At 64.1% G+C, this 15169-nt stretch carries 12 protein-coding genes and 1 pseudogene; all 13 read right to left on the reverse strand.

Annotated features, from left to right (window positions below):
• Positions 1-691 precede the first annotated feature (691 nt).
• Complete coding sequence (locus C8K36_RS23765; RefSeq protein ID WP_103143098.1) at positions 692-1660, reverse strand: TIGR03619 family F420-dependent LLM class oxidoreductase; 969 nt, start codon at positions 1658-1660, stop codon at positions 692-694.
• A gap of 189 nt (positions 1661-1849) precedes the next feature.
• The gene (locus C8K36_RS23770; RefSeq protein ID WP_258013654.1) at positions 1850-2251 is read right to left on the reverse strand and encodes an EthD domain-containing protein; all 402 of its coding nucleotides are present in this window, start codon (positions 2249-2251) and stop codon (positions 1850-1852) included.
• 707 nt (positions 2252-2958) lie between these two features.
• A complete protein-coding gene (locus C8K36_RS23775) occupies positions 2959-4518 on the reverse strand; it encodes an acetyl-CoA acetyltransferase (protein WP_069855876.1) in 1560 nt (519 codons plus the stop codon).
• A gap of 49 nt (positions 4519-4567) precedes the next feature.
• Complete coding sequence (locus C8K36_RS23780) at positions 4568-5635, reverse strand: aldo/keto reductase (RefSeq protein WP_146176536.1); 1068 nt, start codon at positions 5633-5635, stop codon at positions 4568-4570.
• Positions 5636-6039: 404 nt separating this feature from the next.
• Complete coding sequence (locus C8K36_RS23785; protein ID WP_069855878.1) at positions 6040-7188, reverse strand: acetyl-CoA C-acetyltransferase; 1149 nt, start codon at positions 7186-7188, stop codon at positions 6040-6042.
• A 653-nt stretch (positions 7189-7841) separates the two neighbouring features.
• The gene (locus C8K36_RS23790) at positions 7842-8675 is read right to left on the reverse strand and encodes a MaoC/PaaZ C-terminal domain-containing protein (protein WP_107987501.1); all 834 of its coding nucleotides are present in this window, start codon (positions 8673-8675) and stop codon (positions 7842-7844) included.
• A 27-nt stretch (positions 8676-8702) separates the two neighbouring features.
• Positions 8703-9881 carry a lipid-transfer protein gene (locus C8K36_RS23795; protein WP_107987502.1) on the reverse strand — a complete coding sequence of 393 codons (1179 nt, stop codon included), beginning with the start codon at positions 9879-9881 and terminating at the stop codon, positions 8703-8705.
• Positions 9881-10315, reverse strand: a complete 435-nt coding sequence (locus C8K36_RS23800; RefSeq protein WP_181319707.1) for a MaoC family dehydratase — start codon at positions 10313-10315, stop codon at positions 9881-9883. Before C8K36_RS23800 ends, C8K36_RS23795 begins: the two co-directional genes overlap by 1 nt.
• Before the next feature lie 46 nt (positions 10316-10361).
• Positions 10362-11312 carry a bifunctional MaoC family dehydratase N-terminal/OB-fold nucleic acid binding domain-containing protein gene (locus C8K36_RS23805; RefSeq protein ID WP_107987515.1) on the reverse strand — a complete coding sequence of 317 codons (951 nt, stop codon included), beginning with the start codon at positions 11310-11312 and terminating at the stop codon, positions 10362-10364.
• A 38-nt stretch (positions 11313-11350) separates the two neighbouring features.
• Positions 11351-13039 (reverse strand): AMP-binding protein, encoded by a 1689-nt coding sequence (locus tag C8K36_RS23810; RefSeq protein WP_107987504.1) that lies wholly within the window; start codon positions 13037-13039, stop codon positions 11351-11353.
• A gap of 21 nt (positions 13040-13060) precedes the next feature.
• Positions 13061-13780, reverse strand: a complete 720-nt coding sequence (locus C8K36_RS23815) for an IclR family transcriptional regulator (RefSeq protein WP_181319705.1) — start codon at positions 13778-13780, stop codon at positions 13061-13063.
• Between the two features lie 208 nt (positions 13781-13988).
• On the reverse strand, positions 13989-14609 hold the full coding sequence (locus C8K36_RS25325) for an acyl-CoA dehydrogenase family protein (RefSeq protein WP_258195579.1): 621 nt from the start codon (positions 14607-14609) through the stop codon (positions 13989-13991).
• Between the two features lie 156 nt (positions 14610-14765).
• A pseudogene (locus C8K36_RS25520) lies at positions 14766-15101 on the reverse strand (acyl-CoA dehydrogenase family protein); the annotation flags it as partial.
• Positions 15102-15169: the final 68 nt, after the last annotated feature.

Here is a 15169-nt window from a genome sequence, read left to right on the forward strand (position 1 = left end):
GCGCATGCACCTGTTTGAGGACACGGCAGCGACGGCTGCGGCGTTCGCAGCCTAGGTGTACTGAGCCATCGGGTTGGTGACACTCGGGCTGCGGGCGTGAGGCCGTGGCCCGAGTGGACCCGGCCAATATCGTCGTACTCGGAAGGGCTGGGCACGAGCTTCGGCGCGCTGTTGGGCGATAGGTAGAACTGATCGGACTGACCGAGGCCAAGATCGTTGGTCCCCAATGAATTCCGCCACTAGGGTATGGCGGATAAACGGTAGCGGCGCAGCATGCGGCTGATCACAGCTCAGTGAGGAATCGCGTGTCGACCGGTTTGTCCGGCGACACCAGGCTGGATGACCGTTCCGCGCGGAGGAGCAGTTTGCGTTTGCTAGATAATACAGGTTATCTAGCAAAAGTCCGTCTGGGCACGACGAATCTTCTCGCGGGTGGGTTTTAGTGCGCGATCTCCCGGACGTCGAACGGGTCCCGGACGTCGAAGACCCTGACGCCGGACGAGATCCAGCCGCAGGCCAGCGCCGTCGGGTCGACCGGGCGATCGGCGGCGCAGTAGTGCGAGTCGTACTTGATGTGGGCTCCATGTCACCGCTGCGCCTGCGGCGAGATTCCCGACCTAGCCTTCGCGCTTCGATGTGCTGCTACGTGGATGCTGACTCCTAATAGCCAGCAGCGGCGCCTTTCGGAGCTTTATGCTGGCGCATCAATGACGCGATCAACGCCGAATCGCTCCAAGAACGCCGCGACCAATTCCGTTAGTGCTTCTTCGGCGGCGTCGGCATCCTTGTCGATGTCGGCGGCGGCCACCATAAAGTCCGTCACACCGCAGGTGACGAGTGCCGTCGCCCCGTTCATCGTACGCTCGAGGTCGATTGAGCCGTCGGTGGCGCGTTCGATGCCGAGTCGGCCCCGGACCTGGAGCGAATTCGGGTCGCGGCCAGCCTCTTCGAAGCTGCGTCGCAGCAGATTCGTTCCCGCTGCGAGGTCGTCGTTTCCGGCGCCCATGATCGGGATCCAGCCGTCACCCCACGTTGTCACGCGACGCACGACTGGCTTCGACAACGAGCCGGCCACCCAGATCGGGATGTTGCGACCCGGCGCCGGCCGCGGCGAGCAGTACACGTCCGCGAATGACGCGCTTGACGTGGACACCTCAGCGGGCGCGCTGGACCAGAGGGCACGCAGCACCGCCAGGGTGTCGTCGAGCAGCGGCCCACGCTTGGCGAAGTCCAGCCCGGCTGCCTCGTACTCCCGTTCCTGCCAGCCCGTTCCGACCCCCAGATCGAGTCGACCCCCGGAGATCAGGTCGAGCGTCGCGGCCGTCTTCGCAAGGACCGCACCGCCGCGCAACGCCGCCATCACGATTCCGGTGCCGAGGCGCGCACGCTCAGTCTTGCCAGCGAGCAGCGCCAGCATCGTCAACGGCTCGAGCCACACCGCGTCGGGTTCGGTCGGGAACGTTGACCACGTGTAGCCCGAGGTGTCCGAGCCCATCACGACATGATCGGTGACCTGGATGCGGTCGAAACCAGCCTGGTCTGCTGCGACACAGAACCGCACGAACCGGCCGTAGTCGTCACCCGCCAGAAACGAGCCGAAGTTTGGGACATTGATACTGAGTGTGGGCAGTGACAACTCAGCCGCCGGGGTGGTCGGCATCATCGCTCTCCTCTCGATGAACGGTCTGCGGGGCTGCAGGTACGGCGCTGCGGGATATCTGGGCCGCGCGTCTACCCGGTCGTTCGAACGGTGCTGTGCTCGCGCTCTCATGCACGCGCACAGGGCTCCTCCTGCTCCGGAGAAAGGAATTGGAATCAGTACTCGCGCTTGCAGACGAAGCCGCACAAGTCACTGTCTCCAGGCTCGGGAACTCGCGGTGGGCTCCATCATTACGTTGAACCCCCTCGTGAAGTCGAGGTAATCGGTGACGTCCGTCCTGACGATGTCGGGACTAATGTCGTGCGCGTAGTAGCGCTCACAGTAGTCGTCCACCGAATCGAACCAGAGCTCCGAGATCGCCTCGATCGCGGCGACGCCCTCCCCCTGGCTATCGACGACAATGTTCTGGACGTACCGCGTCACCGCTGGATGGTGAGTCCGCACGATCTCCGCGTGCGCGGAGTACCGGCGTTCGAACTCCGCCCGGTTGACATCCGCCCGGCGCGCGACAAAACAGACCTGCTTAATGGCGGTTCCTTCGGACGAGGCCCCCCTGTGGTCCCAGCAAACCGACTCGGTCAGCGTCAACATCGCTGTGTCTCCGAGTCCGACCGGCTTCGCCTCCAGTTCGCCCCAAGACCACAGAACCGACCGAAATGGGACGTCATCCGATTGCGGTGCAACGGAGGTGGATCGGAAGATGCCGGGCCGATGGGTGTCGACCACGAACGGCCCATCCATCCGAACCTGTGTGGCGTCTACGCATTCAGCGGATACGTACGCGCGTTTCGTCCGCGTCCATAACATGGTGACTCCCTTTCATCGAGTCGCTGACCTCCACGGATAGGAAGCCCTGTAGCACTGCGCAAGCCTTTGACTGATGTTTCCTGCACGACAGATCAAGTGACGCGACAGAGTCGCCATCCGGGATGATCCGAAGTGCCGCGGAGCTGGACATGACGGTCGACAGGTGCTGTCGCTCCGCCCGGCGCTGCCCATATCACTTCGAATCACGCATCTGCTGCTGTATGACCCCATACACAATCAGGTAAGACCGTTGACCGGAGGAGCCTTCTCGTTGAGAGGGAGATCGTTCGGCTCACCGGCACACTTCACGCCGATCACTCTGGAGATCCTGAGATCGCGGATTCGGGGAGTCCAGTCGCAGCATCAAAGAGAATCCCGGGGGTCTGCGCGGAGACGTTGACGCGAACCCTCTGGTTCTGGGCCGCGGGAGCTGATCGGCACAATGCCGCCGCGACTTTGTCTGTGACCCGCTGACAGCGCACTTGATGGTCTCACAACGTCGTTGACTCGAATACCACGCGATTGCCGAGGGGGGAACTTCGCACAGCCACTCTGGCCGCCAGAGGTTCACCGCGTGTCATAAGCTCGATCGCGTCGAGATCATTCGTTTCGGTACAGGCGACGAATCGCTCACCGGTGACATCCATGCGCCCCACAACGATTCCGCTTCGGGTGTGGTCCTTGTCGAACCGGACCGTGTAGGTTTCGACGGTTCCCGTTCCCTGGGCTCGGTCGACCAGTGCAATGCCGGGCTTCGAGTCCAGATCACGCTGGATGTCGGCGCTGCGGTCGCGGCGCCAACGGACCGGCGTGGTCGAGTAGACGCCCACCGAATACTTCGAGAGCATCCCGCCGTTGGCTCCGACAAAGCCGAAACTCCCTGGTGTTCTACGGCACCGAGCGGCCGTCTCGACGATTGCGTGCATCGAATAGTTGTTGCCGGGACCACCGAAGAACGGAAGTCCTCCGGTCACTGTCAGCCCTCGCGGGTCGTCGTCGGCAATGCCTAGCCCCTCGGCCACGTTCGAGACTGCCACCGGGAAGCAACTGTAAAGATCGAGAGTCGACAGGTCGGTAGCGGCGATTCCGGCAACCTCCAATGCGTGTCGGCTCGCCATCACGGCGGCAGGGCTCTCACCGAGGTCTTCCCGCTCGAGCAGGCTTCGATCCTGTAGATCGGCGTGCCCGTGGAGGAAGACCCACTTGTCCTGCGGCACCCCCAGCCGCTGTGCCGCACCGACGGACATGACGAGAACCGCAGCTCCCTGGTTGACCTGGTCCCTCGCCACGACGAAACGGAGATAGGGTTCGGAGATTGGCCGGTTGCGCTCACTCGGTTCCATCAAGTCGGTAGCAGTGCGGTGGGTGCGGACTGCGGCATGAGGGTTTTGGGCTGCCACGGTGGTGAACGGCGCCAACAGCCTTCCCATGCCATCGGCGTGCTCTTCTCGCGTCAGCCCGAGTCGGGCGCGGCGAGCGTTCTCCATCAGTGCGAACTGGCTCGCGGCGTCGGTGAGACCGTGGTCGATCGCGGCCTGCGACATGAGCGCTTCGCTGCCGAGGCCCCGATCGTCGAGATCGCCGTCGATGGTCTCGGAGAAGTTCGGCTGGGACACTGCCGAGACCAGATGGCGAGCGGTAGATATCGCATCGGCGCCCACAACGACCACAACCTCCCCACTCCCCTCCGCGACCGCGCCCGCGAGTTCGGTGACCAGATGCTGGGGGCCGTGGCCCCCAGCGACTTCGAGAATCGCGCGTGCCGGAGACGCCCCGATACGCTGGGCGACCGACCGGGGGTAGTTGTTCGACCGCCCCAGCGGCGCTGCTAGACCCGGGACCGAGTTCTCGAACTGTCGGATGGCGGCGACCGTATCGATGGCAGACACAATCCGGCCATCTGAGTCGCCCGCATCGGCTAGAGCCGCCGCCACCGCCTGGGCTCCGAGGTCGACGGCTGACATGCCGCGGTAGTGCCGATCGTCGATGCGCTCCGACGCCTGCCCGACACCGACGATCACGGGCGTTCTAGCGTCGATTCCGCCGTTCATCGAATTCTCCTCCTCTTCCCAGACAGAGGGACGCCTTCGTCCGGTGTCGTCACTGCCCCCGGCCGCCCATCGGATCCTGCCAAGTCCGGCCGCGAAGGTAGTAGGGGTTGCGTTCGCCCCCGTACGTCGCGTACATCGACACCGGGTATGACCACGGGATCTCACTCGCCCGATCCAGTAGCTCGATCTCACTCTCGTCGAGCACGATCGAGGCAGCACGGAGATTCTCGACGAGTTGCTCCTCGTTCTTGGCGCCGATGAGGACGGAGCTGACACCAGGCTTGTGGAGGATGTAGCTGAGAGCGATCTGCCCTGCGGTCGCGCCGTGTCGGCCGGCAAGGTCCAGCAGCAAATCTGTCATGTCGTGGACGCGCGCCAGTTGACCGTGCGATACGGCACCCGATAGGCGGGATCCTTCCGGAGCGGGCACATCGCGCCGATACTTCCCGGACAAGAGCCCTCCCTCGAGGGGGCTCCAGACGATGACCCCGACACCCTGATCGAGTGACAGGGGGACCAGCTCGGCCTCGATCTCACGTGAGAGCAGTGAGTACTTCACCTGTTGGCTACAGAACCTGCTCACCCGCAGCCTGTCCGAGATCCCAAGGGCCTTCATCAGGTGCCAGGCCGCATAGTTAGAGACTCCGATGTACCGAACTTTGCCAGATCGCACCAGCGATTCGAGGGCGGCGAGGGTTTCCTCGAGCGGAGTCATAGAGTCGAAGTTGTGCAGCTGATAGAGGTCGATATAGTCGGTCCCCAGTCGGCGAAGGCTCTCCTCACATGCGCGTACAAGATAGTTCCGTCCCGCGCCGATATTGTTGGGACCTGGCGCGATTCGGGCGAATCCCTTGGTTGCAACGATCGCTTGATCACGCTTCGAACCGATGGCCTTCCCAAGGATGGTCTCGGACGCACCGGCAGAGTACGAATTCGCCGTGTCGAAGAAGAAGATGCCGTTATCTAGGCATGCGGATACCATGCTGTTTGCAGCGTCCTGGTCGAGGGATCCGATGCGAGTGTATCGGCCACCACCACCGAACGTCATCGCCCCGAGCCCGAGGGCTGAAATCTGCAACCCGCTGTTGCCCAATGGTCGTGTCTCGACGGTTACCAAGATTCCTCCAGAACTCCCGTGTCCCGCGCTTCCGGCGAAGCGAGCGGGGCAGTCAAAACGATGATCAAGATGATGCTCCGAGTTCGAAGGACCTCAGGCGCCCACCACCCAGCGATCTCAGCGTCTCCGTCAATGAAACGTGTGTTGCCCATCAGGTCCCGCTTCGCCACCCGCGAAGAACAACAACCGAACGGATATCATCCAAGGATCCTTGACATAGCCCATCGCCTGAGATGCCGCTACCAGTTTGACAAGCTCATCCGAGCTGCCAGCAGATCGGTTGCAGAACAATGCCTTACTAAGCGAGCTCGCCTTCGGCTCCCGGGTCAAGTTCCGTTCCCCTCCGGCTACGGTCGCCATGCGGCAATCGAGTTACCCACGTCGGTCTCCTTCGACAGCGTGGGCTAGATGCGCTCGATGATGGTGACGTTCGCGGTTCCACCACCCTCACAGATGGTCTCGAGTGCAAAGCGCCCACGTCGGCGCTCGAGTTCGTTGAGCATGGTCGTGAAGAGTTTGGTGCCAGTCGCTGCCAACGGATGGCCTAGAGCGATGGCGCCACCGTTGACGTTTACCTTGTCCGCGTCGGCGCCGATTTCCTTGATCCACGCGAGCACCACCGGAGCGAAGGCCTCGTTGATCTCGACCAAGTCGATGTCGTCGATTGTCATGCCCGCCCGGACGAGTGCATCCCGCGTCGCTCGGATCGGTGCACTGAGCATCAGGATTGGGTCGTCGCCGCGGGCGCTGACATGGTGGATACGAGCCCGTGGTTCTAGACGGTGGCGAACCACGGCGGCCTCGGACGCGAGCAGTACCGCGCTGGCGCCGTCCGAGATCTGACTCGAGGTCGCCGCAGTCAGTCGACCCCCCTCGACGAGGGTCGGCAATGTCGCCATCTTCGCGAGGCTGGTCTCCCGCGGTCCTTCATCGACCGCAAAGCCTTCGACCGGCACAATCTCGCCCGCAAAGCGGCCCGCGTCGATGGCCGCCCTGGCACGTTCATGGCTGCGCATGGCCCATTCTTCCATCGCCACTCGGCTGATGCCCCACTTGTCGGCGATAAGCTCTGCGCCGTGGAACTGGGAGACCTCCTCGTTGCCGTAGCGTTCCCGCCACAGCTTCGACCCGCTCGTTGGTGTATCGAAACCGAACTGCTGGCCGACCGTCATCGCGGCACCGAGTGGTATCTGGCTCATGTTCTGGACGCCACCGGCAAGAATGAAGTCCGCTGTGCCGCTGAGGATTGCTTGCGCACCGAACTGTAGTGCCTGCTGGCTGGAGCCACATTGGCGGTCGACGGTGACACCTGGAACGGACTCGGGGTAGCCTGCCGCGAGCCACGATGTCCGGGCGATGTTGCCGGCCTGACCGCCGATGGATTCGACGCCTCCGAAGATTACATCGTCGATCGCGGCGGGATCGATCGGTACACGGTCCATGATCGAGCGAATGATGGTTGCCCCGAGATCCACGGGATGGACGTCTGCCAGGCCGCCGTTCCGTTTCCCCACCGCTGTGCGGACTGCATCGACTACGTAGACCTCTGGCATGTGCTGCTCCTGCTTTCATACTGTTGAGCGCGGGTTCTTTTGGGCTGCAGGCCAACCAATGGCCTGCGCGGGCAATCGTTAGATCGCCTTGGTGATTCGAAGAATCCGGAAGTGGCGTTCTCCCTGATCAACTGAGCGTGCGGGTGACGATCAAGTAGGGGGCCGTGGACTTTGCGGCACGTCTGGGGGTAGTGCCCGATGCCATGGAGGTACTCCTCGCGGCTCGTGCGGCCAAAGGATCGTGCCCAACATGTCCGGACACCGTGAGCCTCTGCATCCGACAGTAACTCAACTCCCGGCATGCGCCCGCAATCGACCCGGGTAACCAAAACTGGGCCACCACCTGACGTATCGGCTCTGAGGAACGTTGATAGCGGATGGACCTGCCCGGTCGCCGTAGCCGGCGATGGCTTGGTGTTCCTCCAGAAGTTCCATCCACGTGTCGTCGCGATCGTCGTCGGCATGGAAGCTGCGGTCGTGATCCCCGCTCCTTAGTGTCCATCCAGCGAAGCCGACCGGCGAACAGTCGCTCCATCTCGTCAACCATCAGGGCGCCTATTCGCCGACTGCCAACGACATCGTTCCGACGCCTGCGACTTCAGTACTGGACATGACCGATTGTCCGATTACATGGTTGGGGACAACGATGTGCTTCACACCGTCCACCCTCGCGCGGGTGCGAACTCTGCTCGGGCGCCGGATATCACGCAGCCTTCCTCGCCGTGCACCTCGTAGGAGGCTCCGCCGGGTCCGGACCATCCACGAATGGTGAGCCGATCCCCGGGGAAGACCGGCGCCACGAAGCGGCCCTGCAGCTCGGTCAGGTCGGCCGGGTGCACGCCCAATTCCTTGGCGAGCGGCAGCGTCGACGCGGCGAGCGTGCACAGGCCGTGCATGATCGGACGCGGCTGGCCGATGCCCGCGGCGGCGGCCGGATCGATGTGGATGTGGTGGCGGTCGCCCGTGAGGCGGTACAGCGCGGCCACGTTGAACGCGGTCTCGAGCTGAGCCGTCACGTTGGCCTCGCCCTCCGGTGCCGGCGGCTTGGACGGGCCACGCTCGCCACCGAATCCGCCTGCGCCCGGGGCGAACAGGGACCAGGTCGCGACGAAGTGCTCGCACTCGACCTTGACCTCGAACACCGCCGCGGCGCCCTTGTCCCAGACCTCGCCGACGCTGGCCTTCAGCGTGACCTCACCGCTGCGGGGCAGCGGTGCGAGCACCTTCAGCTCCTGCGAGCCGTGCAGCGACGTAGCCTGATCGATTCCTCCACGATTGCCGAGTTCGTCGGGGGCCCACTGGGCCAGCGTCAGCGCGAACGTCGGCAGCACCCGCAGCCGGTCCTCCATCACGAGGTCCAGATCGGTGGCCTTCGCACCCACGGCGAGCGCGTACAGGATCGCGTCGCGCTCGTCGTAGCTCACCGTGCGGCTACCGAGGTCGACCCCACGCCACGCGCCGGCCGACTTCTGCTCCACTGCCGTCATTCTCTCGGTCCTTCCAAATAATTCGGGTCAGGCGACGCCGAGAATCAGGCCGGACGTGGGAACCGCGGTTCCCGCCGTGACGAGCATGTTCTCGACGTTCTCGGGCTGGTTGGTGGACGTCCCCCGCAGCACCCGGACCGCCTCGGCGATGCCGTTGACGCCGTGCAGGTACGCCTCACCGACCTGGCCACCGTGCGTGTTGCTCGGCAGCCGTCCACCGATCTCCAGGTTGCCCTCGCGGATGAAGTCCTTGGCCTCGCCGGGACGGCAGAAACCGAGTTCCTCGAGCTGCGGGAGCACCAGAGGGGTGAAGTGGTCGTAGAGGATCGCCGCATTGATGTCGTCCGGCGTCAGACCGGCCTGCGCGTACAGCTGACGACCGACCAGACCCATCTCCGGGATACCGGTGATGTCGGGTCGGTAGTAGCTGGTCATCGAGTGCTGGTCCTTGCCGCTGCCCTGCGCGGCGCCCTTGATGATCGCGGGCTTCTGGCGCAGGTCCTTGGCGCGCTCGGCCGAGACGATGACGAGGGCCTGGCCGCCGTCGGTCTCCTGGCAGCAGTCGAGCAGGTGCAGCGGTTCGGCGATCCACCGGGAGTTCTGGTGGTCCTCGAGCGTGATCGGCTTGCCGTAGAACCACGCCTTCGGGTTGTTCGCGGCATGCTTGCGGTCCACGACAGCAACCCGGCCGAAATCCTCACTCGTGGCACCGTATTGGTACATGTACCGGCGAGCGAACATCGCGACCCACTGGGCGGGAGTCGCCAGTCCCTGCGGAGTCAGCCATGCGTAAGCTGCACGGTCCGCGGTCGAATCCATCGGACGGTCGTGCTGCCCAAGCCCGAACCTGACCCCGGACCGTTCGTTGAACGCTCGGTAGACCACCACGACGTCGGCGACACCGGTCGCGACGGCCATCGCGGCCTGCTGCACCGACGCGCACGCCGCGCCGCCGCCGTAGCCGATCCGGGAGAAGAACTTGAGCTCTCCCAGACCGCAGTTGCGGGCGACGAGGATCTCGCCGTTGGTCTCCATCGTGAAGGTCGTCAGACCGTCGACCTCGGACGGATCGATCCCCGCATCCGCGAGGGCGGCGGTGACGGCCTCACACGCGAGCTGCAGCTCCGAGCGACCGGACTTCTTGGAGAACTCGGTGGCGCCGATACCGACGATCGCGGCGGCACCCGAGAGCGGGCTGACAGCCATCAGGCGTCCTTCCCTTCAGCGGCGGGGTAGGCGACCGTGACCGAACCGGCGAGGTGGTTGCCGAGGCTGTTCGCGCCGACGACCTTCACCTCGACGAGGCCGTTCTCCTTGGCGACCACCTCACCGGTCATCGTCATGGTGTCGCCCGGGTAATTCGGGGCACCGAGGCGGATCTTCACGCGACGCACGGTCGCGACCGGTCCGGCCCAGTCCGTCACGAACCGTCCGGCCAGCCCGTTGCTGGTGAGGATGTTCATGAACATGTCCTTGGAGCCGCGCTCGCGCGCCAGCTCGGGATCGTGGTGCACATCCTGGAAGTCGCGCGTCGCGATCGCGGTCGACACGATCAGCGTGCGGGTCAGCGGGATCGCCAGCTCCGGCAGCACGTCGCCGACAGTGATGTAGTCGTAGCTGCGGCCTTCGAGCGCAGTCATCGTCGTCGTCATCGGTTCACCGCCGCTGTCGTCGAGTCCAGTCCCATCAGATGTCCTTCCGTACAACCGACCGGAACGCGGGCAGCGTCAGATCCGGGTCGGCGTCGATCCAGTCCAGTTCCACCGGCATGCCGATCTCGACATCGTCCGGCGAGATGCCGGTCATGTTCGCGATCAGGCGGGTGCCCTCTTCGAGTTCGATCGTCGCCACGATGAGCGGGTACTCGAATCCGGGGATCTGCGGGTGGTGGTTGACGACGAAGCTGTAGACGATGCCTCGGCCCGAGGCGTCGACGGTGTCCCAGTCGAGGGACTGGCACGCGCCGCACATCGGACCCGTGGGGTGGCGCAGCACGCCGCAGTTCGCGCAGCGCTGGATCACCAGGCGGTGCTCCTTGGCGGCCTCGAACCAGAAAGCGTTGTCAACATTGAGGGCCGGGCGCGGACGTAGTGCCCGCTGCGGTTCGGGAACGGACTCGGCCTCGAGCGGCCGGAACCGAAGATTGCGCCAACGCTGCGTCGCGACTACCTCACCCGCACCGTTGCGGTAGGTCTTGACGGTGCTCACGAAGTGCCCCGAACCGAGTCCGGTCTTCTTCTCCTCGGAGATCGACTCGATCACCTCGGTGAGCGAAATCCGATCACCGAGAGACAGTTCCGAGAAGAACTCGAAGTCCGAGTCCGTCGCCACGACGGACGTGAAGCCCTCGTCGTCGAAGGCCGCGATCAGATCGGTCCACACCGGCGACGGATCGTTGTTCGCCATCTTGTCGACGAAAGTGCGCATCACCCATGTCTGAGCCATCAGCGCCGGCGCGACGACGCCGTCACGACCCGTCGCCCGCGCCGCCTCGTCGTCCAGGTGGATCGGACTGGTGTCGCCCATCGTCTCGACCCAGTGCCGGATCATCGGGGTGTTCACCGCGTCCGGACCCCACACTGTCGGCACCAGTGTCTGCCCTTCGAACTTCTTCAGCCGGGTGTAGAAGTCGGCCATTGTGTCCTCCATTCGTCATCGCCGAGTCGGACGAGCAGTCACGACTGGGCACCCATCAGCCGCTGACGGCCATGACGGGCGAATTCCTCTTCCAGAGAGCGCTTGTCGTCCGCCGACATCACGCGGAAGTCGACCTCCCCGCGCCCTCTCCACTGGTAGACCAGGTCGCTGCAGGTCCACCCCTGCGCCTGAAGTGCCTTCTTCTGAACCTTGTTCGATCCCGTCGTCGGCAGATGCGCCGACACCCGGAGGAATCGGGGCATGCCCTTCGCGCCCAGGTCGGGCTGACCGGCAACGAATTTGGCTAGCAGTGCAACGTCGAACGCCGCCGGGTCCTCGACCTCGATCGCGGCCATCACCTGGTCACCGGACCGGGGATCGGGAATGCCGTACACCGCCGCCGCGAGCACGCCGTCGAACCGGCGGATGATGCGCTCGATCAGCAGCGCCGAGATGTTCTCGCCGTCGACGCGGATCCAGTCGCCCTTGCGACCCGCGAAGTAGATGAACCCGTCCTCGTCGACATAACCGAGGTCACCGGTCCAGTACCAGCCGTTCCGGATGCGGTCCGCATCCGCGACCTCGTTCTTGTAGTAGCCCTCGAAAGCGCGGGCGCCTTCCTTGTTGATCATCTCCCCGATGGCACTGTCGGCATTAATCACCCGCCCGTGCTCGTCGAGCACGGCCCGCTCGCACTCCTGCAGGGTGTCCGGGTCGACGACGACGATCCCGGCGTGCGCCGGACGCCCCAGCGCGCCGGCCGGGGCCTGGCGGTCCAGCCGGATCGACCCGGCCCCCTCACTCGATCCGTAGCCCTCGTAGAGGACCGCGCCGAAGCGGCGCTGGAAATCGGTCTGGTCCTCGGGCGAGGCCTCGGTACCGAAGCCCCGTTCGAGGGTATTTTCGGCGTCGTCGCGCTGCTCCGGCGTCGCCATCAGGTAGCCGAGTGCCTTGCCGACGTAGGTGAAGAAGGTGGCGCCGAAGAAGCGGACGTCGGGAAGGAAACCGGACGCCGAGAACTTCGGGGTGACACAGACCGTCGCCCCGTTGCGTAGCGCCGGCGCCCACAGGGCCATCAACGCGTTGCCGTGATAGAGCGGCATGCAGCAGTAGTCGACCTCGTCCCGCGTATGCCCGTACTTGGCGGTGTTAGCATGGGCGAGCCGGGACAGCCGGCCCTGGCTGCACCTGACGGCCTTCGACCTTCCGGTCGTCCCCGAGGTGAAGAGCAGCAGGAACAGGGAGGACTCGTCGACGCCAGGTGCGATGGACGGCTCCGTCCGATGCTGCTCGACCTGGTGAAGGTATCCGGGCTCGTCGATCACCAGTATCCGGCCGTCGTCCAGGCCGAGGTCCAGTTCGTCGAGCACTGCCTTGCCGGAAGCATCCGTCACGATGAGCTGGCAGTCGACGTGCCGGATCTCGGCTTCGAGTTCCATGCCTCGGTGTGTCGGATTGATGCCGACGATCGTGGCCCCGACCAGCGCGGCAGCGCCTAGCCACAGAACGAACTCCGGATCGTTGTCGAGAAGAACTCCAATATGGAACGGGCCATCAGTCCTCAGCCGCTCCGCCAATGCGCCGCGTGCAGCACTCTCGTGCACGACCTCGTTCCATGTCCACGATCGGTCACGACTACGCAGGCCAAGGTGCTCATCGCCGACGCGATCGAGCAGCATCTCGGCTATAGTTTCGCGTTCCACTCCAGTTCCTCCTCCATGACACATCGACGGATGGCTGCCCGAGCGTCAGCTGATCTTCACGCCGTGAACGCCGGACTGGTAGCCGGTATAGCTGTGCAGTATGCGGACAGCTGCGACCTGGACGATGTGCGCTAGCTGCTTGTTGAACTGCACGGTGTAGGGGGCACAGATCGACAGGGCTGCCACCACATCACGGCCAGATCCGACCGGTGCTGCGATGCAGCCGAACCCCGGCGCTGGGTCGTCGACCATACTGCAGAATCCTCTGCTCAGGATGCCGCGTCGCTCCTGCACTGACAGCGACCCGCCGAAACTGCTGTGAGCCAGAAGCACTCTTCCCAAAGCAGTTTCGGACGCTGGCCGGCGATCACCGACACGTGTCGGCAGATCGATACCAGCGAATCCGCCAACTTTCTCGAGCAACACGATGCCGGAACCGTCGAGCACCGCGAGATGAACCACCAACCGTGTAGCCCGATACAAGTCCTGCATGTGACTTATCGCCGCACGTCGCACACGGTCTTGCCCTACCGCGTGCGCCCCCAACTCGATCATACGAATGCCGAGCCTGTAGAACTGGCCCTGCCGCCGCGCCCAGCCCAGAGCGATCAGCGAGTCGAGAATCCGGTGGGTCGACGACCTGGGTAGGCCTGTCCATCTCGCGATCTGCGACAAGGTCATACCTGTCGGCTCCGCTAGTGCATCGAGCACCAAGGACGCGCGCTGCAGGAGGGCGGTAGGTGGCAAGTCTTCGGGCTCATCCACATCGACACCTTCTTCTCGACAAGGCCCCTCCGACCCCACGGTCAGGCCGTTGGTGCGCATAGGCTTGATTACGTTGGCGATCGTTCAAACCAGTAACCCTGCCCGTGACGCCTTCCTGCCTGTCTGCCTGTAGCCGTGCGAGAGGTTCCGAGACTTGCGGGTTCGCGACGAGGGGCGCGTGGAAGGCAGTAACCGCGGGAAGCGAAAGTCAGCCCACGGACGTCGATTTCGCGGTGAGCGCCGCGCCCAATCCCGACAATTCGGACCGCGCACCCCCCAGCGTTCTGGCCAGCTGGTGCCCCCACAGGTAGTACCGATGAATCGGTGAATCGACGTCGACCCCGACACCGCCGTGCACATGCACGGTGGTGTCGACCACCTTTGCGCCCTGCTCGTCGGACCACCACTTCGCGATGCGGGACGCCGTCTCGTCGCGCTCATCGGAATCGATCGCTTCGACCGCTCGCCACAGGCACACACGCATCGCATCGATTCCCATGTAGCTGTCGGCCAGTTGGTGCTGTACCGCCTGGAACGTACCGAGTGGGCGCCCGAACTGTTCACGACTGGTGACGTACTTTGCCGACAATTCCAACGACCTTTCGGCAACTCCGAGTTGCAGCGCCGCCACCGCAACCCTTGCACGTTCCAAGGCCCAGCCGAGAACGCCAGAGCGGCCCTCCCCCACCAGAACCGCTGTTGCGTTCTCCAACAACAGGTTTCCCGACCCGTCTCGCCCGGTCGTATCCACCGCCTCCCACCGCACGCCGGCAGTATCAGCCTCGATCAGAAATAGGCCCGGCCCGGAACCCATTTCCGCGGAAACCATGACGAGATCGGCGCCTTTGAACGACGGGACGACAGCCTTGGCCCCGGACAGCTTCCATGAGTCCGATTCCCTGCGCGCAGAGCAGCGGGGAGTGGAACAGTCGTAGCTCCCGAACTCCTCGACAGCTACCGTAATGCGAGTTCGCCCATCCACTACTGTCGGCACGATCTGTGCGGCTAGGTCGGCAGGACCGAATTCGAGGAGAGTCATCGCAGCCACCACCGTGGTCCACACCGGCACCTGAGCAAGATGCGCTCCCTGTTCGATCAGAACCGAGCACAGCCCACCGAAACCGAGTCCCGCACCGTCTACCGACTCGGGAAGTGCAACACCAAGCAATCCCGCCTTCGCGAGTTCGCCCCATAGCCGCAGGTCGAAACCGTCACCACTATCATCTACTTCGCGAATCCGTTCGAGCGTCGATTCGCGAGTGAAAATGGAACGCGCAAGATCTCTAGCATCGATCAACTCTTCGTCGTAGGTAAAATTCATCGATCATCCCATCCGGCGAGTCAAGAGTCGACTGCACCTTGATTCGTTGAATAATTTCTCACACTTCG

The sequence above is a fragment of the Rhodococcus sp. OK519 genome (assembly GCF_003051005.1).
Taxonomy (GTDB): Bacteria; Actinomycetota; Actinomycetes; order Mycobacteriales; family Mycobacteriaceae; genus Prescottella.

Bases quoted from the DNA above. Each gene is read 5' to 3' on its own strand.
- C8K36_RS23765 (WP_103143098.1), bottom strand. From the start codon at position 1,660: ATGCCGACCACCCCGGCGGCTGAGTTGTCACTGCCCACACTCAGTATC.
- C8K36_RS23770 (WP_258013654.1), bottom strand. From the start codon at position 2,251: ATGTTGACGCTGACCGAGTCGGTTTGCTGGGACCACAGGGGGGCCTCG.
- C8K36_RS23775 (WP_069855876.1), bottom strand. From the start codon at position 4,518: ATGAACGGCGGAATCGACGCTAGAACGCCCGTGATCGTCGGTGTCGGG.
- C8K36_RS23785 (WP_069855878.1), bottom strand. From the start codon at position 7,188: ATGCCAGAGGTCTACGTAGTCGATGCAGTCCGCACAGCGGTGGGGAAA.
- C8K36_RS23790 (WP_107987501.1), bottom strand. From the start codon at position 8,675: ATGACGGCAGTGGAGCAGAAGTCGGCCGGCGCGTGGCGTGGGGTCGAC.
- C8K36_RS23795 (WP_107987502.1), bottom strand. From the start codon at position 9,881: ATGGCTGTCAGCCCGCTCTCGGGTGCCGCCGCGATCGTCGGTATCGGC.
- C8K36_RS23800 (WP_181319707.1), bottom strand. From the start codon at position 10,315: ATGACTGCGCTCGAAGGCCGCAGCTACGACTACATCACTGTCGGCGAC.
- C8K36_RS23805 (WP_107987515.1), bottom strand. From the start codon at position 11,312: ATGGCCGACTTCTACACCCGGCTGAAGAAGTTCGAAGGGCAGACACTG.
- C8K36_RS23810 (WP_107987504.1), bottom strand. From the start codon at position 13,039: ATGTGTCATGGAGGAGGAACTGGAGTGGAACGCGAAACTATAGCCGAG.
- C8K36_RS25325 (WP_258195579.1), bottom strand. From the start codon at position 14,609: ATGGTTTCCGCGGAAATGGGTTCCGGGCCGGGCCTATTTCTGATCGAG.